We start from the raw sequence: 22,030 nt of genomic DNA on the forward strand, positions 1-22,030 counted from the left end.
GAGGCGAAGATGGGTCAGACAAAGCCCGTTTTGGAGGTGATCGAGGCGCCGCTCGAGCGCACGTTCCGCGTCTATTCGCACGATTACCCCTTCGCCTACTCCGGCTGGCACCATCATCCGGAATACGAGCTGCATCTGATCCGTCGCAGTTCCGGCCAGTTCTATGTCGGCACCTACGCCGGCGAGTTCCGCCCGGGCAATCTCGTCATGACCGGCCCCAACCTGCCGCACATGTGGGTGTCGGACGGCGGCGATCGTGACATGGATGGGCGCATTCGCGACCGTGATCTGGTGCTTCAGATGGGTGCCGGCTTTGCCGAGCGTTGCATGGCGGAATTTTCCGACTGCGCCGGCCTCTCCACCCTTTTGGAGGCGACACGGGCGGGCATCGAATTTTCGCCCTCCGCCGCCAGCGAGGCGGCGGGTCTGATGGAGGCGCTGCTCGGGGCCGACGGGTTCGAACGCATCGCCTTGTTCTTCAAGCTGATGCGCGTACTGGAGCATGACGGCAATCGTCAGTCGCTGTCGCTGAAGGGTATGGAGCATCAATGCGCCCAGCCGCGCCGGCTCGAGCGGATGCTCGCCTATATCGCCGCCAACTTCAACCGGCCGGGCCTCACCTGTCGCGAGGTGGCCGCAACGGAAGGCATGGCCCTGGCCGCCTTCTCGCGCCTCTTCGAGCGGCACCTGCGTTGCTCCTGCGCCGAGTACATCAACCATCTCAGGATCTACAAGGCTTGCCAGCTGCTCTCCGAGACGGAGGACATGGTGACCTCGATCGCCATGGATGTCGGTTACGAGACGCTCTCGACCTTCAATCGCAACTTCCTCAGGTTGATTGGCCGCACGCCCTCGGCCTTCCGAGCCGAACGACGGGCAGGCACGAGCGGCAAAACCCGCGCCGCCGCTTGAGGCTTATTCCTGCTGGAGCCGGCGACCGTCCTCGCCGAACAGATGGACGGCCGTGAGATCCGGCTTGAGGCCGATACTGTCGCCGGGGTTGAGGTCGACTCGTTCGCGCAACACAGCGACCAGCGTCTGTCCGCCACATCGGACAAGCACCTGGGTTTCGGCGCCGGTTGGCTCGACCACCACCACTTCGGCACGGAAGCCGCTCTCGTCGAGCGTCAGGTGTTCGGGGCGGACACCGTAGGTAACCGCGCTAGCACCAGCTCGGGCGGGCAGCGGCAGCACAACCCCGCCTTCGCCGACAAAGCCGCCGCTACCCACTCTGCCCTTGATAAGGTTCATGGCCGGCGAGCCGATAAACGTGGCGACGAACAGGTTGGCGGGTCGGTCATACAGTTCCAGCGGCCGGCCGATCTGCTCGACCACGCCGCTTTTCATCACCACGATGCGGTCGGCCATGGTCATCGCCTCGATCTGGTCGTGGGTGACGTAGACCGTCGTGGTGCCGAGGCGCTGATGCAGATCCTTGATCTCGGCGCGCATCTGCACGCGCAGCTTGGCGTCGAGATTGGAAAGTGGTTCGTCGAACAGGAACACCTGCGGGCTGCGCACGATCGCCCGGCCCATGGCGACGCGCTGCCGCTGGCCACCCGACAGCTGCTTGGGCAGCCGGTCGAGATAGGGCTCGAGCGCCAGGACGGCTGCGGCCTCCTTGACGCGAGCGTCGATGGCCGCGCGACTTTCGCCTTTCAGCTTCAGCGCAAAGCCCATGTTCTGGGCCACCGTCATATGCGGATAGAGCGCGTAGTTCTGGAACACCATGGCGATGTCCCTCTCCTTCGGCGGCACGTCGTTGACGAGACGGTCGCCGATGCGGATGTCGCCGTCGGAGATTTCCTCGAGGCCGGCGATCATCCTGAGCAGCGTCGACTTGCCGCAGCCGGATGGACCGACCAGCGTCACGAACTCGCCATCGGCAATGTCGATATCGATGCCGTGGATGACCTGATGGCTGCCATAGAACTTGGCGACGTTGTCGATGGAAACGCTGGCCATGGTGTTCCTCCCTTGATCTTGTTCAGAGGCCGAGCCGCCAAACGCGCGCGGCGGCGATGCGTCCTTGCGGGGCTTCGAGGCGGATGGCAGTCACCGGGGCCGCATCGGCAAGCCGCTTGGTGCCGGCATAGCGGCCGTCGTCGGCAAACACCTCGATCGATCCCCGGTCGAGGAAGACGCGGACGGAGCGCACCTGCGCGCCGACGGCGAGATAATGCGGCGCAGCGAGCGAACCCTTGCTGTCTTCATGAAGGATGGCGAGCCCGCCTGCGCCGGCCGTGATGGCGAGCTTCAGCGTCGGGTGCGACAGCGTGAGTTCGAAGGGCAAGCCCGCCTCTTCGAACTCGATCATGATCTCAGCGGCACCGTCGTTGAGACCGACCATGTCGCCGGCTGCAAGGCTATGGTCATCGACAAGCGCCTGCCGGAGCGTGGTGACCGCCTCGATCGGTGGCGTGAGCAGCGCGCCGTCCCGGAGCAGCAGCCGGCGCGGCAGGGTCATCGCGGTCGGCCAGTCGGCGGTCCTGACGATATCCGTCCAGTTGGCGAGCCAGGCGATGCCGACGGGACCATCCCGGTCAACGAAGGCCTGGAAGCCATAGGCGTCCGTGCCGAAGTCCAGCTCCCGGCGAAATTCGGGTACGAAGGTCTGGCCATCAAAATGGCCGACGATGCCGAAAGTGAGATTGCGCCGCCGTGTCGCCGGATCGCGGCTCATCAACAGGCCGACGATCAGAAGCCAGCGGGTTTCAGGATCTTCCGCCAGGCCATCGAGCGGCAGCATGGCCGGACATTCGCCGACGGTGCGGCCATAGTCTCGCTCGCGGTGGACAAGACCGACGAAGCGCCAGCCGGACGCGCCGGTCGGGTCGGCTGTCTCGTTGAGCATGACGACGCCCCCCTCGGCATCGCGACCGCCGAGCAACATCTTGAGACGCCCATCGGGGCCACGGAAGACGTAAGGGTCGCGGTTGTCCTCACCGAGGCCGAGCCCATCCGGCCTACCAGCCAGCACTGTCTGCGGGGTGTCGAGTGTGACGCCGTCGCTGCTCCGCACCGCACATTGCACTTCCATCTCCGGCTTCCGGCCCTCGATATGGTCGGTGAAGAAAGCCCGGAAGCCGGGTTCTCCGGGCACAGCGATCGCCGAGCCGGAGAAGATGCCCCCGGCACCGTTCGCCGCGTATACGGCGTCACCCGGCTCGAGGAAGATCGGCAGATGACGCCAATGCAACAGGTCGTCGGAGACAGCGTGGCCCCAATGCATGGCATGCCAGCGAAGACTGTGCGGGTAGTGCTGGTAGAAGAGATGGGCGCGGCCATCGAAGCGGCCAAAGCCGTTGGGATCATTCATCCAGCCGAAAGGCGGCCGGAAATGGTAGCCACCAGCCAGCTTAGGCGGGGTCGATGCCGGTCCGGCATGCAGCACCCGAATGCCGGTGTCGAGCACGCTGGCTGAATCATAGGCGTAGACGGCCGACAGCAATGTGGTCGCGGGATCGTAGCTGAGGCGATCGACCGGCGCTGCGGCAACGAGGCGCCACCGTTCGAAGGCGTCTGTTCGCCCGGTGATCACTTCGCCCGCTCCGTTCAGAGCGACGATCGCCGGTTCCGTCCCCTTGGCCATCAGGAAGAGTTCGATGGTGTGGCCCGCTGCCACCGGGGCAAAGGATATCGCTTCCCAGCCCGACTGATCGGCCGAAGAAAATGGCTGGGACATGGTCAACCTTTCACCGCTGAGCCAACAAAGGAGCTGATGAACCAGCGTTGGAAGGCGAGATAGAACACGAGAATGGGGATCATCATCAGCACCGAGGCGGCCATGGCCCGGTCCCAGAAGATGCTGTCCTGGCCGAAGAACGTGGCGATCGCCACCGAGATCGGCCGGGCATAGTCGGTCTGGGTGATCAGGATGGGCCAGAGATATTGGTTCCAGGCCTCGATGCCCATCAGGATGGAGACGGTGGCAAGGGCCGGCAGACTGAGCGGCATGAAGATCGACCACCAGGTGCGGAAGATCGAGGCGCCGTCGATGGAGGCGGCCTCGTAGAGCTCCTTCGGCAATTGCGCGAAGAATTGGTAGAACAGGAAGGTGTAGAGGGGGCTCGCCACGAAGGGCAGGATCTGGGCGGTGAAGGTGTCGGACAGCCCGGCCCGCGACACGATGATCAGCAGCGGCATGATGATGCTCTCCTGCGGGATGACGTAGAGAGCGATGATCAGCGACAGGATCAGCGCCCGCCCCGGCAGGCTGCCCCAGGCGAGGATGAAGCCGGCCATCGAGTTGATGATCAGGCCGAGGCTGACCGTCGAGAACAGGATCAACAGCGAATTACCGAGATAGCGGCCGAAGGCCAGCTCGCCGGCGAAGTTGCCGACCTCGCGGAAGTTATTGAGTGTCGGGTTGTCCACCCAGAAGGCCCGGAACGATCCCATATCGGCGAGGATCTGGAATCGGTCGTCCTTCAGCGAGGCGATGAACAGCATGAACAGCGGCGAGATCACCACCAGAGCGATGACGAACACCGAGATCGACTGGACGATGCGGTAGCCATTGAGAGGCGCCGCTGGCTTGCGGGGGGAAAGGGCGAGATCAGACATCGAAGCGCCTCATGAGCCTGCGCTGGATCAGCGCGATGACCAGGACGATCAGGAACAGGATCACTGACACCGCCGAAGCGTAGCCGAGTTTCTGCTCCTCGAAGCCGGCGCGCACCATGTAGTGGACGACGGTCTCGGTCGACGACTTCGGTCCGCCCTGTGTCAGGATGGCGACCTGCGTGTAGAGCTTGAAGGCCTGGATGGTGGTGATCACCAGCACGAACACATGGGTCGGCCTAAGGCCCGGCATGGTGACATGCCAGAAGCGGCCCCAGCGACCGGCGCCATCGATGCGAGCGGCGTCATAAAGTTCGTCGGGAATGCCCTGCATGCCGGCGAGATAGATGATCATCTGGAAGCCGTAGGCCTGCCAGGCCGACAGCAGCACGATGGAAAACATCGCCCAGTTCGGATCGCCCAGCCAGTCGATCGGCTGGATATGCCCGCCAGATAGCGACGCCAGAATCTGGTTGAGCGGACCGGTCGGGTACTGGAACAGCGTGCCCCAGATGACGCAGACGACCACCATCGACGTGATGGCCGGCAGGAAGAACATACCGCGGAACAGATTCCGGAACGGCAGTTTCTGATTGAGGATCAGCGCTGTCAGGAAGGCGAGCCCGCATTGTACCGGCAGCACCCAGAGCGTGAAGCGCGTGACGTTCCAGAGCGACGTCCAGAACAGATCGTCGCTCAGGATGCGCAGGAAATTGTTGAAGCCGACGAAGCGCACCGGCGTCGGCCGGGGCACCAGCGGCTGGTTGGTCATCGCCGTCCAGAAGGACAGCAGGAAGGGCGTGATCAGGAAGACGGTCATCAGCACGACCGCCGGCGCCAGCATGCCTATTTCCTGCAGGAAACGCGGCCAGCCGACACGGGTGATGATGGAACGGCGGCGCCGCTTCGGTGGGATTGTCAGTGCGGACATGAGCCCCTCGCCAAGCGATGGTGGCAGGATGCGGCGCGCGCCTGAAGGGAGGGCGCGCGCCGTTAGGCCGTGCAAAGACCCCGTCCTTGCGACGGACGGACCTCAGCGGGCGGACATCAATTGCCGTCGAACGGCGGATAACCGTCGTTGTCGGCGATGTCCTCGTCGATCTTCTGGGCGGCAGCGGTCAGCGCCTTCTGCGTGTCCTCGCCGTTGAAGATCTGGTCGACGGCCTGCATGAAAGCGGAGGTGATGGTCGGATAGGCCGGGTGCGGCGGGCGTGGCACGGCCACCTTGGATGCCTGCTCGAAAGCGACAGCCATCGGCCCGCCTTCCGCATAGAGCGGCGACTGGGCGGCAAAGCTCTTGAGGCCGGGATAGGCGCTCTGGCTCACCGCGTAGTCGCGATAGTCCTTGTCCTTCAGGAGGAAGCTCAGGAACTTGCCGGCGATGTCGGGATGCTCGGACTGGGTGGTGATCGCCCAGATCCAGGTGCCGTCGGGGCTGGCGCTCTTGTCGCCGAACTTCGGCAGCGGCATCACCACCACGTCGTCCTTCATCTTGGCGGCGGCTTCGGCGTAGAACCAGTGGCCGCCCCAGGCGAGCGCTGCCGGCTGACCGTCGGCGTAGAACTGGTTGGTACCCGACGACATCGGCACGACCCAGCCGTTCTTCACCCAGGTCTGCATCATGGTGAGCGCATCGACGCAAGGCTTGCTGTCGAGCGCGCCCTCGGCCTTCCAGGTCTTGCGGTCGATCAGGTCGCAGCCGAAGGAGTTGAGGATCGGCTGGTAGGCGTAGGTCACCCACTCGGTCTTGATGCCATAGCCGCGGAAGGTGTCGATCGGCCATTTGACGCCATCCACCTTGGCCAGCTTGCCGAGATAGTCTTCGAACTCGGCGCGCGTCCAGGCGTCGTCCACCGACTTCGGGATGCGGGCACCGATCTTCTCGAGATATTTCTTATTGCCGTAGAGCACCACCGAGCTGTCGGTCAGGCCGATGGCATAGAGCTCCTTGTCGATCGGGTAGGTGCCCTGGGCAATGTTGGACGCCGTCATGTCGTCAAGAAGGTCCTTGTCGACGTAGCTCTTGAGCGGCTTGAGGTAGCCCGACCAGACGTAGTTGGCGAGGAAGGGTGCATCGAGCTCCATGATGTCAGGCAGTTGCTTGGACATCACCGCCGACGAGAACTTCTCGTTGTAAGCATCGTGCGGTGCGTAGATCAGCTCGATGTCGACATCCGGATTGGCCGCCTCGAAGCGTTCGGCGACCTTGCCGTAGAGCGCCACCCAGCCGGGATCACCTTGGTGCATCATGCGCACCACAGTCTTGGCATCGGCGGCGGCCGTCAGCGCCATCAGTGCGGTTGTGGCGGCAAAGACGCTAAGTAAACGATTACCCATGATGAAAGTCTCCTCCGTTTCTTCCTCGGTTTCAGGTCCAGCTCAGACCGAAGCCCTCTCCACAAGCTGGAATGGGAGCAATTTCAGCCCCCTCTCCGGCGGTTCGTCCGCCTGAAGTATTTCCGCCGCCAGCCGGCCCATGGCGCGGTGGGGCAGGGCCATGGTGGTCAGCGGCGGGTCGAGCCGCGTGACGATGTCGATCTGATTGTCGAAGCCCGCGACCGCGACGTCGTCGGGGATACCCGCTCCCACTTTGCGGAGCGCGGTGTAGACCTCCATGGCCACGCGATCGTTGCCGCAAAGAATGGCGTCCGGCCGATCGGGTCCGGCCATCAGGTCCGCGACATGCTGGGCGACCAGACTGCGCGCCCGATCGGCGTAGATGGCGCGCTTGACAGCCGGCAACACGGCGACCGGCTCGAGACCGGCTTCTCCGAGCGCGGTCCGGAAGCCACGCTCGCGCAGCTCGCCGGCCAGAAGCCCCGGCAGATTGATGAAGGAGATCTTGCGCCGACCGGCGTTGATCAGGTGGCTGGCGATGATGTGGCCGGCCGCTTCCTCGTCGGGCACCAGCGACGTCACGCGTCCGGTCGCGTCGCGGCAGTTGATCATCACCCCGATATGGTCGGCGAGTTCGGGTGGGATGGCTACTTCCTTGTGATACATCGCCGCGTAACCGATGGCGCGGGGTCGGAAGCGGCTGACATCGTCGTAGACCTTGGCGATGTCGCGGTCGCTACCGATCGTGGTGAAGAACACCGAGAGGTCGGCCTTGCGGGCGGAATTGTCGAGGCCGCGAATGATCTCGGTGGCGAAAGGCGAGGTGAGCAGTTCATCGCCGATAATGGCGATCAGCGGCATCCAGCCCTGCCGCATGCTGCGCGCGGCGAAATTGGTGACATAGCCGAGTTCCTCGGCGATCTTGCAGATCCGATCGCGCGTCTCGTCGGCCATCCGGGCCGAGCCGCCGTGCAATGCGCCGGAGACGGTCTTGACCGACACCCCGGCGATGCTGGCGATATCCTGCAGCGAAACGGTCACGAGTGGTTTCCCCTCCCAGGGCGCCGACGCTTTACCGAGACGGCTCTTCATTCCTCGTCGGTAGGTGGCTTGAGTTATCGTTTACCCAATGCCATCGCTGCGAGATCTTGTCAAGGCATTCGAACTACGCCCTTTGAAGGGAAAAGCCATCAGTCCGCAACCTCTGGCGTTCTTCCTTCCAGAGGAAGGCTGCGCCTCGGACGCCGGAGCTGTCGCCATGCTTGGCCTTGCGGATAGGCGTCGCCACGCTGTCGGAGAAGACGAGGCGGCTGCCCTCGCCCTGCCAGAGGTTGGTGCGGGTTGAGAGAAGCTTCGGCACGTCGTCATAGAGCTCGTCGACATTGCTCATGCCGCCGCCCAGCACGAACACATCCGGATCGACCAGGTCGATGATCAGCGCCAGCGACCGGGCGAGGCGATCGACATAGCGACCGTAGACCTCGAGAGCGACCGGATCGCCGGCTCGCTTCAGCGCGATCACCTCGGAGGCCTTGCGATCGATGCCGGTGGTGGTCTTGTAGTCAAGCTCGAAGCCGGTGCCCGAACAGAACATTTCCAGGCAACCGTTGCGGCCGCACCAGCACCTGGGGCCGGGATACTCGCCCTCTTTCGGCCAAGGCAACGAATAGTGGCCGATCTCGCCGGCCAGCCCCTGAAAGCCGGCGTGGCTCTTGCCCTTGATGGCGATGCCACCGCCATGGCCGGTACCCAGGATGATGCCGACCACCACATCGAGGCCGGCGCCGGCGCCATCGATCGCCTCGGAGACGGCCAGGCAATTGCCGTCGTTGGCAAGCCGCACCGGCCGCTGCAGCGCGGCTTCGAGATCGCGACCGAGCGGCTGACCGTTCAACCAGAAGGCGTTGGAGTTGCGGATGAGGCCGGTCAGCGGGTTGGGACTGCCGGGCAGGCCGATGCCGACGCTACCCTTCTGGCCGGTCGCCTTTTCCACATGGGCTACCAGATCGACCACCGCCCGGATCGAGGCGTCATAATCCTCGCGCGGCGTTGCGATACGGTGGCGGCAGAGCTCGACGCCCTCGGCATCAAGCCCCACCACCTCCATCTTCGTCCCGCCCCAGTCGATCCCGATATACATCCAGCCTCTCCCCGTCGGTTCCCGGACTAAAGGGCGTTGCCGTCGACGCCGAAGCGGTGCAAATGCCCGTCCTCCGGGGTCAGCACAACGTCGTCCCCAGCAGCCACCGGCATGTCGCCAACCGTGCGGGCCGTGATCCGGCTGGCGTCGGCCATCTCGACGTGGATGAAAGTGTCACTGCCCAGATGCTCGGCGGAAATCACTCGGCCGCGCCAGCCATCGCCATCGCGACTGACGACAAGATGCTCGGGGCGGACGCCGATGGTATCAGCGCCGGCCTTGCTGGCGAGATCGCCGGTGATGAAATTCATCTGTGGCGACCCGATGAAGCCGGCGACGAATAGATTGGCTGGCGAACGGTAGAGATCGAGCGGTGCGCCGACCTGTTCGAGACGGCCGGCGTTCAGCACGGCGATCTTGTCGGCCATGGTCATGGCCTCGGTCTGGTCGTGCGTCACATAAATGGTCGTGGTGCCAAGCCGCTGCTGCAACTCGCGGATCTCCACGCGCATCTGCACACGCAGCTTGGCATCGAGGTTGGAAAGCGGCTCGTCGAACAGAAAGACCTTGGGGTCGCGGACGATGGCGCGGCCCATGGCGACGCGTTGACGCTGCCCGCCGGATAGCGCCACCGGTTTGCGCTCGAGTTGGCGCGTCAGGTCGAGGATGGTGGCTGCCTTGCCAACGCGGTCCTGGATCTCGGCCCTGGGTCGGCCGGCGAGTTTCAGGGCAAAACCCATGTTGGCGGCGACGTTCATGTGCGGATAAAGCGCGTAGTTTTGGAACACCATGGCGATGTCCCGGTCCTTGGGCGCCAGGTCGTTGACCACCTTGTCGTCGATGCGGATTTCGCCGCTCCTGATGGTTTCGAGGCCAGCGACGCACCGCAACAACGTCGATTTGCCGCAGCCGGACGGACCGACGAGAGCCACGAATTCACCGTCGGCGATGTCGATCGAGATGTCGTGCAACACCTCAAGCGCGCCATAGGCCTTGCGCAGATTCCTGATTTCGACGGTGGCCATGCGAACCTCCCAGACGCTGGCTTGACAACAAAACAAAGTGATTTAATCTAATTGGCGTTGGTTTGGGAAGCCGAAATTTTGAGGAGCGGCTTCCGCGCCTTCTGGGAGGAAAAGCGATGAAGAAATCTCTGCTAGCGGCGCTCGCCGCGGCCACGGCGCTTGGCTGCCTGCCGGTTGCCGCCGAGGATCTCATTACCAGCGATCGCGTCGGGCCCTCCGATGCGCCGAAGAAGATGGTGTTCCGCCTGACGGGCGACGGCCCGTCGAGCACCGATCCGACCTGGGCGGCCGGCTACTCCAAACTCTATACGCAGTTCATCAACAACCATCCCGGCTGGCAGCTCGAACTGCAGATGATGACCGGCGATATCAGTCAAGAGCAGGCGCGTATGCTGGAGCAGGCCAAGGCCGGCCATGCACCTGATTGCGCCGCCGTCGACAGCTTCGTACTGCCGCTGTTCAAGCAGGCCGGCGTGCTGAAGTCGCTATCGCCCTATTTCAAGAAGGAAGAGATCGACCAGCTGTTCCCGTTCGTCCGCGAAGGCGTAACCGGCAAGGACGGCCAGATCTATGCCTGGTGGTGGTCGACCGATCTTCGCGTGCTCTATCGCAACAAGGAAATCGTACCGAACGAACCGGTGACCTGGGCTGACACCAAGGCGGCCGGCTTGAAGTCGGTCGAGGCCGGCATGGAAGGCATCCTGTTTAACGGCAGCCGCTACGAGGGAACCGCCTTCGACTGGCTCGGCAATTTCTGGGGTCAGGGTGGCAAGCTAGTCGATGATGCCGGTAAGCCGATCTTCGCGGACGCTGCCAACCGCGACAAGTTCGTCAAGGCCGTCAATTACTATCGCGACCTCGTCGAGTCCGGCGCCGCCCCCAAGCGCGTCACCACCATCGGCAACTATGATGACCTCAACGCCGCGGCTGTGGCAGGCACGACGGCGCTGTTCGTTGGCGGCAACTGGCAACTTCGCCAGCTGCAGAATTCCATGGACCCCGAAGAGTTTGCCAAGTGGACCTTCTCGATGCTGCCGGGCATCACGGCCGATCAGCGGTCGACCGGCACCGGCGGCTGGACGGTCGCGGCCTTCTCCTCGGATCCGGAAAAGGTTGAGATGTGCGCCGCGCTTGCCCGTGAGATCTATATGGGCCCGGCCAACGCGCTGCAGGAACAGCTGCCGACCCGCGCCGACCTCTATGACAAGTATGACGTCTTCAAGAGTGAGGCCAACCAGACCTTCGCCAAGGCTTTGAAGGTCGGCCAGGCCCGGCCCGGCGTGCTGATCTATCCGGAAATCTCCAACCAGATCCAGATCATGATGGGCAAGGTGCTGACCGGTGCCGCGGCGACCGACGCTGCCGTCGACGACGCTTACAAGGCATCGCTCGACGCCTACGCACGGCTCTGAGCCTTTGCCGCCCGCCGTTCCTCCAGGCGGGCGGCACTTAGTGGGATAGTGGCTCACCAAGGCTCCGGAGCCACCCCGCCGCGGGCGGCCGCCCAATTTGGCGGCCGCCTTCGCTTCGCCGAACCCTTGAACCCGAGGTGCCCATGTCCGCACGCGCCATGAGCTCGAGATTGCCTTTCGTTGGGGCTGCAGGCCGGCACAACCGCGTTCCATCTCCCTATCCCTGGCTGATGCCGGTGATCCTGGTGATGGGGCTGTTTTATCTCTATCCGGTGATCGACGTTTTTCGTTACGCCTTCACCGATCTGACGCTGTTGGGCGGCGAGGGCCACTACACGCTTTCCACGTTCGCCAATGTTCTGACCCGTCCCGAGCTTCAGCAGATCGTCTGGGTGACCTTCATCTTCACCGCCGGCTCGGTGATCGGCCAGCAGCTCCTTGGCCTTGCCATGGCGCTGGTCGTTGTTCGCTCGGAAAACCGCCATCTGTTCGGCACGACCATCCTGAGGACTACCGCGCTGATTGCCTGGGTGGTGCCAGGTATCGCCGGCGGCATCATTTGGAAGATGCTGTTCAATGAGGCGCCGTTCGGCGGGCTCAACTCGCTGCTGCGCTTCGCCGGCATGGCGCCGGTTCAGTGGCTGTCCGACCCAGACGTCGTCATGTGGTCGGTTGTCCTCTCCAATATCTGGCGCGGTACCGCCTTCTCCATGGTCGTGATGTACGCGGCGCTGAAGGCGATCGATCCCTCACTCTACGAGGCGGCCGAAGTGGATGGTGCCAACGGGCGTCAGCGGCTGTTCTTTGTGACGCTGCCACAGCTGAGACCGGCCATCCTGGTCAACATGATCCTGATCACCATCCAGACGCTCAATACCTTCGACGCGATCATCTCGCTGACCGGCGGTGGGCCGGGCCGCGCCACTGAAGTGCTGTCGCTCTACACCTTCAATGTGGTGTTCCGGAATTATGACCTCGCGGCCGGCAGCGTGCTGTCGATCCTGATGCTGATCATCAGCCTCGGCTTGGCGCTCGTCTACGCTTCGTTCCTGCCGAAGGAGGAAAAGGCATGAAACTCAGCACCCGCGATCGCCTCGGCGACATCCTGAGCTATGCCTTCATGGCCGTGATGTTCGTCTTCTTCTCTTGGCCATTGATCTGGCTGCTGTCCATGGCGCTCCGCACCCGCAAGGAAGTGTTCCTCGGCGTTGCCAGGCTGATTCCTAAATACCCAACGCTCGAAAATTTCACGATGGTGCTGACCTCCAGCCAGTTCCCGGTCTACCTGATCAATGCGCTGAAACTGTCCTGCCTGTCCGCCGTCGGCTGTCTGATCATTGCCGCGCCCGCCGCCTATGCCTTCTCCCGCTTCGACTTCAAGGGTAAGGGCGCCTGGATGCTCGGCATCCTCGCCTTCCAGATGATCTCGCCGCTGGTCATCATGGTGCCGCTCTACCGCTACATGAGCCGGCTCGGCCTGATCGACAGCCACTTCGGCACCGTCATGGTCTACATCGCCCTCGGCGTGCCCATGGTTACCTGGCTGCTCAAGGGCTACATGGACGGCATTCCGAAAAGCCTTGATGAGGCAGCCCTGATCGACGGCTGCAACCGTCTCTCGGTGTTCATCCGCATCATCCTGCCGCTATCGACGCCCGGCGTCGCCTCGGCCTTCATCATAACCGTGATCGCCGGCTGGTCGCAGTTCCTGGTGCCCTTCCTGCTGATCACCAAGGACTCGCTGGTCCCAATCGGCGTCGGCATCTTCCAGTATGCCGGCACGCAGAATGCCAGCACCATCCAGGTTCTCGCCGCTGCCTGCCTGATCTCGGTGGTGCCTGCGATCATCGCCTTTCTCGCCCTGCAACGCCTGATCCTCAGCGCCATGACGGCCGGCGCCGTCAAAGGATAGGGCGGGCCAGCTTCGCTTCATTTCGTGGTTTGAATTGGATGTCTCCCATGTCCCTGACCCTTGCCCAACGCCTCGATCGCCTCAAAGTCCGCGTCGCCGAACTGGAGTTCTGGAAGGTCCGCGAAACGGCGCCACTCGCTGCCATCACCTTCGAGGGTTCGGCCATCGAGATCGGCACCCCCTGGCCACGCAAGGACGGCGTCGTCCACTTCGCGCTCGAAGGACAAGTGCCTGCCGGGTGGCCGCTTGCGGAGACCACACTTAGCCTCGATCTCGGCGGCGAAAGCCTGATCGCCGTTGCCTGCGATGGCTGTGAGCCGATCTCCTACGGTCTCGACCCTTACCATCAGAGCTTCCCGCTCTCGGGACGCAGCTTCAAGGTAACCACGGAAACCGTGGCCCGCCTGCCGTTCGGCGAACCGGTGCGTCGTCCGCACGTCAACCGCGCCGAACTCCGGCTGTCCGAGCCGTCGGTCGAGGCGCTGTGGTTGCTGGTCACCCAGGTCATCGAGGCGGTCAGCGTGCTCGAGGGCCACGATGTCGTGCCGCACCTGATCGCCGCCGCCGAGGATACTCTGCGCGGCCTCGACTGGCCGTCCTCGACAGCCGATTACATCGCCCGCACCGCCGGCAGCGAGGGCCAGCAGAAGATCTGGCAACTGCCCGAGCTCATTGACGCACCCGCCGCCCTCAACCAGGCAGAAAAGGCCGCCGTTGCTGCGGCTTACGACGCGCTGATCGCCCGCCTCGAAGCGCTGCAGCAGCGTTTCCCGCCGGAAGGCGAGATCGGACTCACCGGCCACGCCCACATCGACCTTGCCTGGCTGTGGCCCTATGGCGAGACCCGCCGCAAGACCCGCCGTACATTCTCGACGGCGGTTTCGATGATGGAGGCGTCGCAGGATTTCCGCTTCAATCAATCGACGGCCCACTACTACGCGCAGGTAGCCGAGGATGACCCGGCACTGTTTGAAAAGATCGTCGAGCGGGTCCGCTCCGGCCAATGGGAAACGCTGGGTGGCAGTTGGGTCGAGCCCGATACCAACATGCCCACCGGCGAAAGCCTGACGCGCCAATATCTCTATGGCCAGCGCTTCTTCGAGAAGACCTTCGGTATCCGCCATGACATCTGTTGGCAGCCCGACTGCTTCGGCTTCACCGGCGCCCTGCCGCAGCTTCTGAAACAAGCCGGCATCCGCAGCTTCTTCACCATCAAGGTCAACTGGTCGGAGACCAATCATATTCCGTCCGACCTGTTCTGGTGGGAGGGCCTCGACGGCAGCCGCGTGCTCGCCCACACCTTCGACAATCCCATGCAGGGCTACAACGGCTTCGTCCGTCCGGATTGTCACGTTCCGACCTGGCGGAACTTCCGCGAGAAGGCGCTGCATCCGGAAACGCTGCTCTGCGTCGGCTATGGCGACGGCGGCGGTGGCCCGACGCCGGAAATGGTGGCCCGCGAAAAACAGCTGCGCGTCTTCCCGACGCTGCCGAAGGCGCGCTGGACCCGCGTCAAGGATTTCTTCGACGGCGCCCATCATTCGGCCAAGGAAAAGAAGCTGTCGGTCTGGCAGGGCGAGATCTATCTCGAGCTGCATCGCGGCACGCTGACCAGCCAGAGCGTCGTCAAGCGCCTGCACCGCAAGGCCGAGCGCGCGCTAATCACCGCCGAGACCACCGCCTCGCTCGCCCATCTGCTTGGGGCGCCAAAGCCTGAAAGCCTCGAGCCGGCCTGGCGCACCGTTCTCAAGAACGAATTCCATGACATCCTACCGGGCTCGTCGATCCACGAGGTCTACGAGGATGCTGCCAAGGAACTCGGCGACGTGATCGATACCGGCCTCAAGGCGCAGGCGGCGGCGCTCGACGCCATCGCTGGCGCATTGCCCAAGGCGCCCGGTGAGCGCCTTCTGGTCGTCAACCCGTCGCTCGATGGGCGGCCGGTTCGGGTAACCCTCGACGATGGCACCGTGATCTCCTCGGCGGAAATACTGCCGCCACTTGCGGTCGCCGTGATCGATGCCGCCAGCCTGAAGCCGGCCGGTTCGCTGTCGGTCAGTCGCACGCATCTCGAAAACGACGTGTTGCGCGTGGCGCTTGCCGCCAACGGCTGCATCGCTTCCATCCTGCACAAGCCGACCGGCCGCGAAGCGCTCGACGGCTATGGCAACCGCCTGATGGCCTATCCGGTCGACAAGCCACGCAACTGGGACGCCTGGGACATCGAGGGCGACTATGCCGAGCGCGGCGAGGAGATCACCGATCTCCAGAGCCTTGAGGTCATCGAGCAAGGGCCGCACCGCGTCGCCGTCAAGCTGGTTCGCCGCTTCCGGTCCTCGACCATCACGCAGGTGCTCAGCCTTGCTGCCGGTGCCCGTCGCCTCGACATCAGGACCACCCTCGATTGGCACGACCGCCGCGTCTTCTTGAGAACGCTCACCGCCGTGAATGCCAAGAGCCGCAACGCCACGGCCGAGTGCGCCTATGGCATCGTCACCCGCCCGACCCACACCAACACGTCCTGGGATACGGCGATGTTCGAGGCGGCGGCTCATCGCTTCCTCGACCTTTCCGAGCCGGATTTCGGCGTGGCGCTGCTCAATGACGCCAAGTACGGCCACAGCGTCCACGAGAACGTGCTCGGCCTCAGCCTGCTGCGCTCGCCCATCTATCCCGATCCGCTGGCCGACGAAGGCGAGCAGACCTTCACCTACGCTTTGATGCCCCACGCCGGCCCTTGGCACGACGGTGGCGTTCGCGAGGAGGCCGACGATCTCAACCAACCCCTGCTGGTCCGGACAGTTTCCGGCCTAGCCCCTGGCCTCGTCCAGCCGGTCGTGGCCGAGGGCATCCCGGCAGCCCTGTCCGTCCTGAAACCCGCCGAGGAAGGCGAGGGTCTGGTCCTGCGCGTTTGGGAGCCGGCCGGCCGGCGCGGCGATTTCGGGCTTTCGCTCAAGGACGGTTGGACCATCGACAGACCGGTCACCATTCTCGAGGAGCCGATGGATGTGCCGGAACGCGGCCTGAAGCCCTTCGAGGTGAAGAGCTGGCGACTTTGCAAGGCGTGAGGCCTCGCGCTAGTCTCGTCCCGTCCGCCGGTCTTCCGGCGGGCGGGGAGGGAATGTCGGTGAGTTTTCTCGGATCGAACGCCGAACAAGCGGCCGTCAAGAACCGTCAACTGGTGCTCGCCGCCATTCATCGGGGCGCACCGATTTCGCGTACCGAACTTGCCGCCCGCTGTGGCCTGACCAAGCAGGCCATCGCCCGCATCGTCGATCGTCTGGTCGACGACGGCCTGGTCATGGAGGCGCGCCGTCGGCATGGTCTCAGGGGGCAGCCGGCGATCGAGCTGGAGATCGATCCCGAGGGTATGTTCTCGGTTGGCGCCAACATCGACCGCGACCATCTTACCGTAGTGGTGGTCGATGCCACCGGCACTGTGCGTGGGCGTGTCCATCACGAGAAGAGCTTCATTCTCCCCGACGAGTTCATGGCACTGTTTTCCGACGCGCTGTCGAGCTTCCGCCGCCGCAAGCTGGTGGACGAAGGGCGCCTCGCCGGCGTGGGTGTGGCGATCCCCGACTGGCTCGGTGAGATCGACGTCATCGGCCGTCCCTCCGCCTACGCCGCCTGGACCGATTTCGACCTGCGCGGTGCCGTCGAGGCGGTAACGCCGCATCCCGTCTTCATCGACAACGACGCCAATGCCGCCGCGCTGGGCGAGATCGACTACGGCCTTGGCACGGAGATCGGCAGTTTCTTCTATGTCCTCGCTAATGCCTGTGTCGGTGGAGCCTTGGTGATCGACGGCGTCCGCCACAAGGGAGCGGGCGGCATCAACGGCGAGATCGGCTGCCTGCCGGTGCGAGAAGTCGATGCGAACGGCGCCGGCCGTATCCGCCAGTTCGGCGAGCTGTTCTCGATGTTTTTGCTCTACGATCATCTTCGTGCTCACGGCATCATCGTGCACACGCCTGCCGAACTCGCGGCGCTGGACGAGCGCGGTCGGGCACTGGTGTCCGCCTGGATCACACGCGCCGCCAGCTGGCTTGCTGAAGCGGTATCGCACATTGCGCTGATCGCCGATCCCGAGGCGGTGCTGATCGGCGGTCGCATGCCGGTGCGTCTCATCGATGAACTGATCGTCGAAGCGCAGAAGGAAATTCTGCGCGCTGGCCTGCCGCAGGTGACGCTGCATCGCGCCGTCTGCTCGGAGGATGCGGCAGCCCTCGGCGCGGCCGCCATGCCACTTGCTCACCGGCTGGGCCTGCCATCGGCCGATGCCGGACAGCTCAAGCGCGTGCCGCTGCGATCGGTCACGCCCGTGTCGCCACAGCCTCAGGCTGAGCCGGCGTCTCTCTGAGCCGTCTGGGATCGGGCAACAGGAATTCGACGATCGGCAACAGAGCCGCGCCAAGGGCGACCCCGGATGCGGGCAGGGGCGATCGGCAGAGCGGCGGCATCCACGACGTGGTCGTCGGCCGGCCACCGACTGCCACCGGCGCGGCCAATGTTTCGGCAACCACCGCATCGATTGCGTCATCCGGCAGGTCGCCGCCGATCAGGATGAGGCCGGGCACCACCACGCCGGAAATCGCCACCACCGCGTCGAGCAGGTGGTCGGCTGCGTCGCGCGCCCAGTTGGCAAGGACCGCCTCGCGGTCGTCACCGGCGGCAATGGCAGCGTCGAGCCGGTCCGGCGACAGGCCCTCGGCCAGCGGGGCGCGATTCTGGCCGGTGCGCATGGCGCCGATGCCGCCGGCAAAGCCGTGCATGCCATGGAAAGGCCGGCCGCCGATCGACAGTCCAGCCCGAACGCCGGACCGGGTTACCAGAATACTGACGAAGCCGCCGTCGCGATCGCCGGCGCCGATCAGTCGCTCGGCGGTGGCGGCGGTGGCGCTGTCGGCATTGGCCAGCACGGTCAACGGTGCGAAAGCCTGACGCACCGCGTCGATGCTGACGCCGTCATCGGGCGACAAGGCGGCCCCGACGCCCAGCACTTCCGCCTCGGCCGGTTTCAGGGCAAGCAGCGCCTTTCCGGCATCGATCAACTCGCCCGGCGGCACATCGTGTCGCTCAGCGATGACATTGCCGGCCGCATCGACCAGAACGGCCGTCGCCGCTCGCCGGGCCAGCCTTAGGCCGAGCGCTACGCAGCCCTCAGGCCGGATCATGAACTCGGTCACCGGATATCGGCTGGCACCGGATTGCCGGCGCGAGGTGAGGAGACCGCGTCCCTCAAGGCGCCTCAGGATGCCGGTGATCGCCGGCTCGGTCAGTCCGAGACGCTGAGAAAGATCGCGGCGGGTGAGAGGCCCCAAAACGCGCAGCAGTTCCAGCGCGATGCGGGAATTGTGATCGGCGATATCGCCGTGGTTGATGCCTGGGCCGTCCTTGATCGATGACGGCGTTCGCCGAAGGCGCGTCGTCGCCGACCGATGATTTCCCGTCATCATTCCGTCCTTGGCACCGCTCTCCGCCCGTCCGAAATGTTGCTTTCCGGGTGGATATCCTAGCGATACAACGATGCCGCCCGAAAGCAAAGTTCCGCCGTTTCCCAATGCCCTTAGGTGCTTCCAGCTCTTGTCTTCCGGTTGCTTCCTGCCCTCTGGAGATTGTCGTGTCCATCATCGTCATTGGCTCGGTCAACGTCGACATCGTCACCTACGCCGATCGTGCCCCGCGTCCCGGTGAGTCGCTCACCGGTCATCGTTATTCCATGGTGCTTGGCGGCAAGGGGGCCAATCAGTCGGTGGCAGTGGCGCGACTCGGAGCGCCGGTGCACTTCATCGGCCGTGTCGGAGCTGATTCTTTCGGCGAGTTCATCCGCACACGGCTTGCCGGCCTTGGCGTCGGTCCGGACCATCTGGCGATCGACAGCCAATTGCCGACTGGTCTTGCCGTCATCGGCATCGACGCTCGAGGTGAGAATGCCATCACGGTCATTCCCGGCGCCAACACCGGCCTTGCGGTGGAGCAGGTTGAGACGGCGTTCCCGCTGTTTGCCGATGTGAAAGTACTGCTGGCTCAGCTCGAGCATCCGTTTTCGGCAACGCTGAGGGCGGTCGAGCTGGCGCGCCGAGCCGGAGCGCTGGCGATTCTCGATCCGGCGCCAGTGCCGACCTTTCCGTTCGAGGCCGACACCATTCGCCTGTTCGACGCCTTGACACCCAACGAGATCGAAACCGAGGCGCTGACTGGCATTGCGCCTGTTGACATCGAAGCGGCAGCCGCTGCTGCTCGCCGATTGAGAGACACCGGTTTGCCGCTCGCTCTCGTCAAGATGGGCGCGCGCGGCGTCTACGTCGATGGCGCCGACTTCCAGGGCCATATACCGCCGTTTCCAGTGAAGGCCATCGATACGGTGGCGGCCGGCGACTGCTTTGCGGCCGGTCTCGCCGTAGCGCTGGCGGAGGGAATGACGACGGAAAGTGCCGTTCGCTTTGCGGCGGCGGCTGGTGCACTTGCCTGCACCAAGGAAGGCTCTTCCGAGGCGGCACCGACCCGGCAGGAGGTTGAGGCTCTGCTGACAAGAAACAGCCGCGCGTCCTGAGGACGCGCGGCCTATCCGCCTGAGACAATAAACCGGAAAGGTCGATCAGCGCCCTTCGCGTGTTTCCAAGTCGCCGATCATGGCGACACGCCCGGCATGCCGACCGCCTTCGAATTCGGCGGCGAAGAATTCGTCGACGATCATCAGCGCCAGATCCTGCCCAACGACGCGGGCTCCGAAAGCCAGCATGTTGGCATTGTTGTGCTGCCGCGACAGGCGGGCCGTATAGGGTTCCGAACAGACCACGCAGCGAATGCCCTTGAGCTTGTTGGCGGCGAGCGAAATGCCGAAGCCGGTACCGCAGATGACGACGCCGAAGTCGGCACCACCAGCCTGGACGATGCGCGCAGCCTTCTCGCCCCACTTGGGATAGTCGGTCCGCTCGGTTGTGACCGGACCAACATCTTCCACCGTATGACCGAGCGCCGTGAGGTGAGCGGCAACGGTCTTTCTGAGGTCGACCCCGACATGGTCGGACGAAATGACGATCTTGAGTTTGCCGGTCATTGTACCGCTCCGAATTTGCCAGCGACATAGAGGCAGGCGCCGCGTGCGCCGCTGTCGCCGAGGTTGGAGGCAAGCCGCACCTCGAGCACGTCGCGCGGGAATGGCGCGCGGGCATGGGCGAGAAGCCGCGTTTTGAGGGTATCGAAGGGGAAGTCCGGCATCTCGAGCACGCCGCCGCCAAGGAACACCAGCTCGGGGTCGATGATGTTGACGGCAGTGGCGATGCCCATCGCCGCTGTCTCGACGAAGTTGCGGATGTCTGGATGGTTGCCATGGCAAGCGAAGATCTGACCGATCGGCGTATCCGGCGCATTCCGCTCCTGCCAGCCTTTCAGCCAGCGGCCACAGCATACCGTCTCAAGGCAGCCAACCTTGCCGCAGCCACAGGTGCCGGTCGCACCAGGCACCGGAATGTGGCCGAGTTCTGCGGCGGAGCCGTGGGCGCCCGTATAGAAGCCGTCGATCCACACCGCATTGCCGACACCGGTGCCGATGTAGACGCCAAGTGCCACCTTGGGCGAACGCCCACTCGCTTTCATGTCGTGGAAAAATTGGAAGTTGACGTCCCGCTCTGCCACCACCGGTATCCCGAAAGCATGTCCGAGCAGCGAAACTACGTCGAGGCCGTCAAGGCCGTCGACGTTGGGCGCCGACAGGACAACCCGGCGATCGGCATCGAGCGTTGCCGGCAGACCGATACCCACCGCTTGCGGCTTGAGCCCTGCACGAGCGACGACGTCCTTGTAGCGCCCGATGACGCCGGCAAGCTTTGGCCCGGTCGCCATGAGATCGGTAGTGACGTATTTCTCGGACAGCACGAATTCGTCGTCCGCCATCACGGCGAAGCGGGTGTGCGTACCGCCGAGATCGATGCCGGCGAAGACGCTCATGCTGCGGCTCCGAGCGCCGCCTCTATGTCAGCGGTCATGATCTTCCAGGCCTCGGCGATGTCTTCGTGGTTGTGGAAGAGGCCGGAGGTACCGACGATGAACACGTCGGCACCGGCAGCTGCGAGGCGCGCATAAGTGCGCTTGTTGCAGGAGCCGTCGATCTCGATCAGGAACTTGAGACCGCGTTCCTCGCGCAGGCGCTTGGCTTCAGTAATCTTCTCCAGCATTTCCTCGATGAATGGCTGGCCGGCATAACCGGGATCGACGGTCATGATGGTAATCTTGTCGACGAGGTGAATGTAGTGGCGCAGCGTATCGAGCGGCGTCGATGGGTTGAGGACAATACCGGGCTTGCAGCCGAGCTCACGGATCTTGGCGATGATGCGGAAGGCGATGGCGTTAATGGTCTCGGCCTGCGGCGAGATGTAGCCAGCGCCTGCCTTGGCCATGATCGGCACCCACATCCACGGGTCGGTGGTCATCAGGTGGCAATCCATCGGCAGCTTCGAGACCTTGGCGACATTCTCCATGAAGAACGGCGACAGCGTCAGGTTCGGCACGTAATGGCCGTCCATGATGTCGATGTGCAGAAAGTCGGCGTGGCTGTCGAGGAAGGTAAGCTGTTCCTTGAAGCGCAGGAGGTCCATGCACATCAGGGAGGGAGAAATCTTGATCTTCATCGGGTCGT

19 protein-coding genes are annotated in these 22,030 nt (G+C 64.1%); 7 read left to right on the plus strand and 12 right to left on the minus strand.

What is annotated here, in order from left to right; all coding sequences use genetic code 11:
• Positions 1 to 9 precede the first annotated feature (9 nt).
• Entirely contained in the window at positions 10 to 912 is a 903-nt protein-coding gene (locus tag G522_RS0122300; RefSeq protein WP_026792929.1) for an AraC family transcriptional regulator, read from the plus strand.
• Positions 913 to 915: 3 nt separating this feature from the next.
• Here the strand turns inward: G522_RS0122300 and G522_RS0122305 are convergent, their stop codons facing one another.
• The 8 genes from G522_RS0122305 to G522_RS0122340 form a co-directional block, all read right to left on the minus strand.
• The gene (locus tag G522_RS0122305; protein ID WP_026792930.1) at positions 916 to 1,965 is read right to left on the minus strand and encodes an ABC transporter ATP-binding protein; all 1,050 of its coding nucleotides are present in this window, start codon (positions 1,963 to 1,965) and stop codon (positions 916 to 918) included.
• 22 nt (positions 1,966 to 1,987) lie between these two features.
• Entirely contained in the window at positions 1,988 to 3,685 is a 1,698-nt protein-coding gene (locus tag G522_RS0122310; RefSeq protein WP_036840554.1) for a GH32 C-terminal domain-containing protein, read from the minus strand.
• A 2-nt stretch (positions 3,686 to 3,687) separates the two neighbouring features.
• Complete coding sequence (locus tag G522_RS0122315) at positions 3,688 to 4,566, minus strand: carbohydrate ABC transporter permease (protein WP_026792932.1); 879 nt, start codon at positions 4,564 to 4,566, stop codon at positions 3,688 to 3,690.
• The gene (locus G522_RS28245; RefSeq protein ID WP_084633346.1) at positions 4,559 to 5,494 is read right to left on the minus strand and encodes an ABC transporter permease subunit; all 936 of its coding nucleotides are present in this window, start codon (positions 5,492 to 5,494) and stop codon (positions 4,559 to 4,561) included. Before G522_RS28245 ends, G522_RS0122315 begins: the two co-directional genes overlap by 8 nt.
• 116 nt (positions 5,495 to 5,610) lie before the next feature.
• Positions 5,611 to 6,900: an ABC transporter substrate-binding protein gene (locus G522_RS0122325; protein ID WP_026792933.1), complete on the minus strand. Its 1,290-nt coding sequence runs from the start codon at positions 6,898 to 6,900 to the stop codon at positions 5,611 to 5,613.
• A gap of 42 nt (positions 6,901 to 6,942) precedes the next feature.
• On the minus strand, positions 6,943 to 7,941 hold the full coding sequence (locus G522_RS0122330) for a LacI family DNA-binding transcriptional regulator (RefSeq protein ID WP_026792934.1): 999 nt from the start codon (positions 7,939 to 7,941) through the stop codon (positions 6,943 to 6,945).
• Positions 7,942 to 8,065: 124 nt separating this feature from the next.
• Positions 8,066 to 9,040 (minus strand): ROK family protein, encoded by a 975-nt coding sequence (locus G522_RS28250; RefSeq protein WP_051229093.1) that lies wholly within the window; start codon positions 9,038 to 9,040, stop codon positions 8,066 to 8,068.
• Positions 9,041 to 9,066: 26 nt separating this feature from the next.
• The gene (locus G522_RS0122340; RefSeq protein WP_026792935.1) at positions 9,067 to 10,065 is read right to left on the minus strand and encodes an ABC transporter ATP-binding protein; all 999 of its coding nucleotides are present in this window, start codon (positions 10,063 to 10,065) and stop codon (positions 9,067 to 9,069) included.
• 116 nt (positions 10,066 to 10,181) lie between these two features.
• Here G522_RS0122340 and G522_RS0122345 point away from each other — a divergent pair, with 116 nt between their 5' ends.
• From G522_RS0122345 to G522_RS0122365, 5 genes are all read left to right on the plus strand, one after another.
• A complete protein-coding gene (locus tag G522_RS0122345; protein WP_026792936.1) occupies positions 10,182 to 11,477 on the plus strand; it encodes a type 2 periplasmic-binding domain-containing protein in 1,296 nt (431 codons plus the stop codon).
• 158 nt (positions 11,478 to 11,635) lie between these two features.
• Complete coding sequence (locus tag G522_RS0122350) at positions 11,636 to 12,550, plus strand: carbohydrate ABC transporter permease (protein ID WP_051229112.1); 915 nt, start codon at positions 11,636 to 11,638, stop codon at positions 12,548 to 12,550.
• Entirely contained in the window at positions 12,547 to 13,389 is an 843-nt protein-coding gene (locus tag G522_RS0122355) for a carbohydrate ABC transporter permease (RefSeq protein ID WP_026792938.1), read from the plus strand. The genes G522_RS0122350 and G522_RS0122355 overlap by 4 nt, the downstream gene beginning before the upstream one ends.
• Before the next feature lie 47 nt (positions 13,390 to 13,436).
• Positions 13,437 to 16,457, plus strand: a complete 3,021-nt coding sequence (locus G522_RS0122360; protein ID WP_026792939.1) for an alpha-mannosidase — start codon at positions 13,437 to 13,439, stop codon at positions 16,455 to 16,457.
• Positions 16,458 to 16,510: 53 nt separating this feature from the next.
• Positions 16,511 to 17,752 carry an ROK family transcriptional regulator gene (locus G522_RS0122365; RefSeq protein ID WP_026792940.1) on the plus strand — a complete coding sequence of 414 codons (1,242 nt, stop codon included), beginning with the start codon at positions 16,511 to 16,513 and terminating at the stop codon, positions 17,750 to 17,752.
• On the opposite strand, the gene G522_RS28255 is transcribed toward G522_RS0122365, so the two are convergent.
• Positions 17,706 to 18,848 (minus strand): ROK family transcriptional regulator, encoded by a 1,143-nt coding sequence (locus tag G522_RS28255; protein ID WP_051229095.1) that lies wholly within the window; start codon positions 18,846 to 18,848, stop codon positions 17,706 to 17,708. The genes G522_RS0122365 and G522_RS28255 overlap by 47 nt on opposite strands.
• 164 nt (positions 18,849 to 19,012) lie before the next feature.
• Here G522_RS28255 and rbsK point away from each other — a divergent pair, with 164 nt between their 5' ends.
• The gene (gene rbsK, locus G522_RS0122375; RefSeq protein ID WP_026792941.1) at positions 19,013 to 19,945 is read left to right on the plus strand and encodes a ribokinase; all 933 of its coding nucleotides are present in this window, start codon (positions 19,013 to 19,015) and stop codon (positions 19,943 to 19,945) included.
• A 45-nt stretch (positions 19,946 to 19,990) separates the two neighbouring features.
• Here the strand turns inward: rbsK and rpiB are convergent, their stop codons facing one another.
• Genes rpiB through alsE form a run of 3 tightly spaced genes read right to left on the minus strand, consistent with a single transcriptional unit; the run spans position 19,991 to position 22,022 of the window.
• Entirely contained in the window at positions 19,991 to 20,452 is a 462-nt protein-coding gene (gene rpiB / locus G522_RS0122380; RefSeq protein ID WP_026792942.1) for a ribose 5-phosphate isomerase B, read from the minus strand.
• A complete protein-coding gene (gene alsK / locus G522_RS28260) occupies positions 20,449 to 21,342 on the minus strand; it encodes an allose kinase (protein ID WP_036840557.1) in 894 nt (297 codons plus the stop codon). The genes rpiB and alsK overlap by 4 nt, the downstream gene beginning before the upstream one ends.
• Entirely contained in the window at positions 21,339 to 22,022 is a 684-nt protein-coding gene (gene alsE / locus G522_RS0122390) for a D-allulose 6-phosphate 3-epimerase (RefSeq protein WP_281168507.1), read from the minus strand. The genes alsK and alsE overlap by 4 nt, the downstream gene beginning before the upstream one ends.
• Positions 22,023 to 22,030: the final 8 nt, after the last annotated feature.

The sequence above is a fragment of the Pleomorphomonas oryzae DSM 16300 genome (assembly GCF_000422965.1).
Lineage (GTDB): Bacteria > Pseudomonadota > Alphaproteobacteria > Rhizobiales > Pleomorphomonadaceae > Pleomorphomonas > Pleomorphomonas oryzae.

Coding starts and splice junctions, on each gene's coding strand:
- G522_RS0122300 (WP_026792929.1), top strand. CDS start 10: ATGGGTCAGACAAAGCCCGTTTTGGAGGTGATCGAGGCGCCGCTCGAG.
- G522_RS0122305 (WP_026792930.1), bottom strand. CDS start 1,965: ATGGCCAGCGTTTCCATCGACAACGTCGCCAAGTTCTATGGCAGCCAT.
- G522_RS0122310 (WP_036840554.1), bottom strand. CDS start 3,685: ATGTCCCAGCCATTTTCTTCGGCCGATCAGTCGGGCTGGGAAGCGATA.
- G522_RS0122315 (WP_026792932.1), bottom strand. CDS start 4,566: ATGTCTGATCTCGCCCTTTCCCCCCGCAAGCCAGCGGCGCCTCTCAAT.
- G522_RS28245 (WP_084633346.1), bottom strand. CDS start 5,494: ATGTCCGCACTGACAATCCCACCGAAGCGGCGCCGCCGTTCCATCATC.
- G522_RS0122325 (WP_026792933.1), bottom strand. CDS start 6,900: ATGGGTAATCGTTTACTTAGCGTCTTTGCCGCCACAACCGCACTGATG.
- G522_RS28250 (WP_051229093.1), bottom strand. CDS start 9,040: ATGTATATCGGGATCGACTGGGGCGGGACGAAGATGGAGGTGGTGGGG.
- G522_RS0122340 (WP_026792935.1), bottom strand. CDS start 10,065: ATGGCCACCGTCGAAATCAGGAATCTGCGCAAGGCCTATGGCGCGCTT.
- G522_RS0122345 (WP_026792936.1), top strand. CDS start 10,182: ATGAAGAAATCTCTGCTAGCGGCGCTCGCCGCGGCCACGGCGCTTGGC.
- G522_RS0122350 (WP_051229112.1), top strand. CDS start 11,636: ATGAGCTCGAGATTGCCTTTCGTTGGGGCTGCAGGCCGGCACAACCGC.
- G522_RS0122355 (WP_026792938.1), top strand. CDS start 12,547: ATGAAACTCAGCACCCGCGATCGCCTCGGCGACATCCTGAGCTATGCC.
- G522_RS0122360 (WP_026792939.1), top strand. CDS start 13,437: ATGTCCCTGACCCTTGCCCAACGCCTCGATCGCCTCAAAGTCCGCGTC.
- G522_RS0122365 (WP_026792940.1), top strand. CDS start 16,511: ATGTCGGTGAGTTTTCTCGGATCGAACGCCGAACAAGCGGCCGTCAAG.
- G522_RS28255 (WP_051229095.1), bottom strand. CDS start 18,848: ATGATGACGGGAAATCATCGGTCGGCGACGACGCGCCTTCGGCGAACG.
- rpiB (WP_026792942.1), bottom strand. CDS start 20,452: ATGACCGGCAAACTCAAGATCGTCATTTCGTCCGACCATGTCGGGGTC.
- alsK (WP_036840557.1), bottom strand. CDS start 21,342: ATGAGCGTCTTCGCCGGCATCGATCTCGGCGGTACGCACACCCGCTTC.
- alsE (WP_281168507.1), bottom strand. CDS start 22,022: ATGAAGATCAAGATTTCTCCCTCCCTGATGTGCATGGACCTCCTGCGC.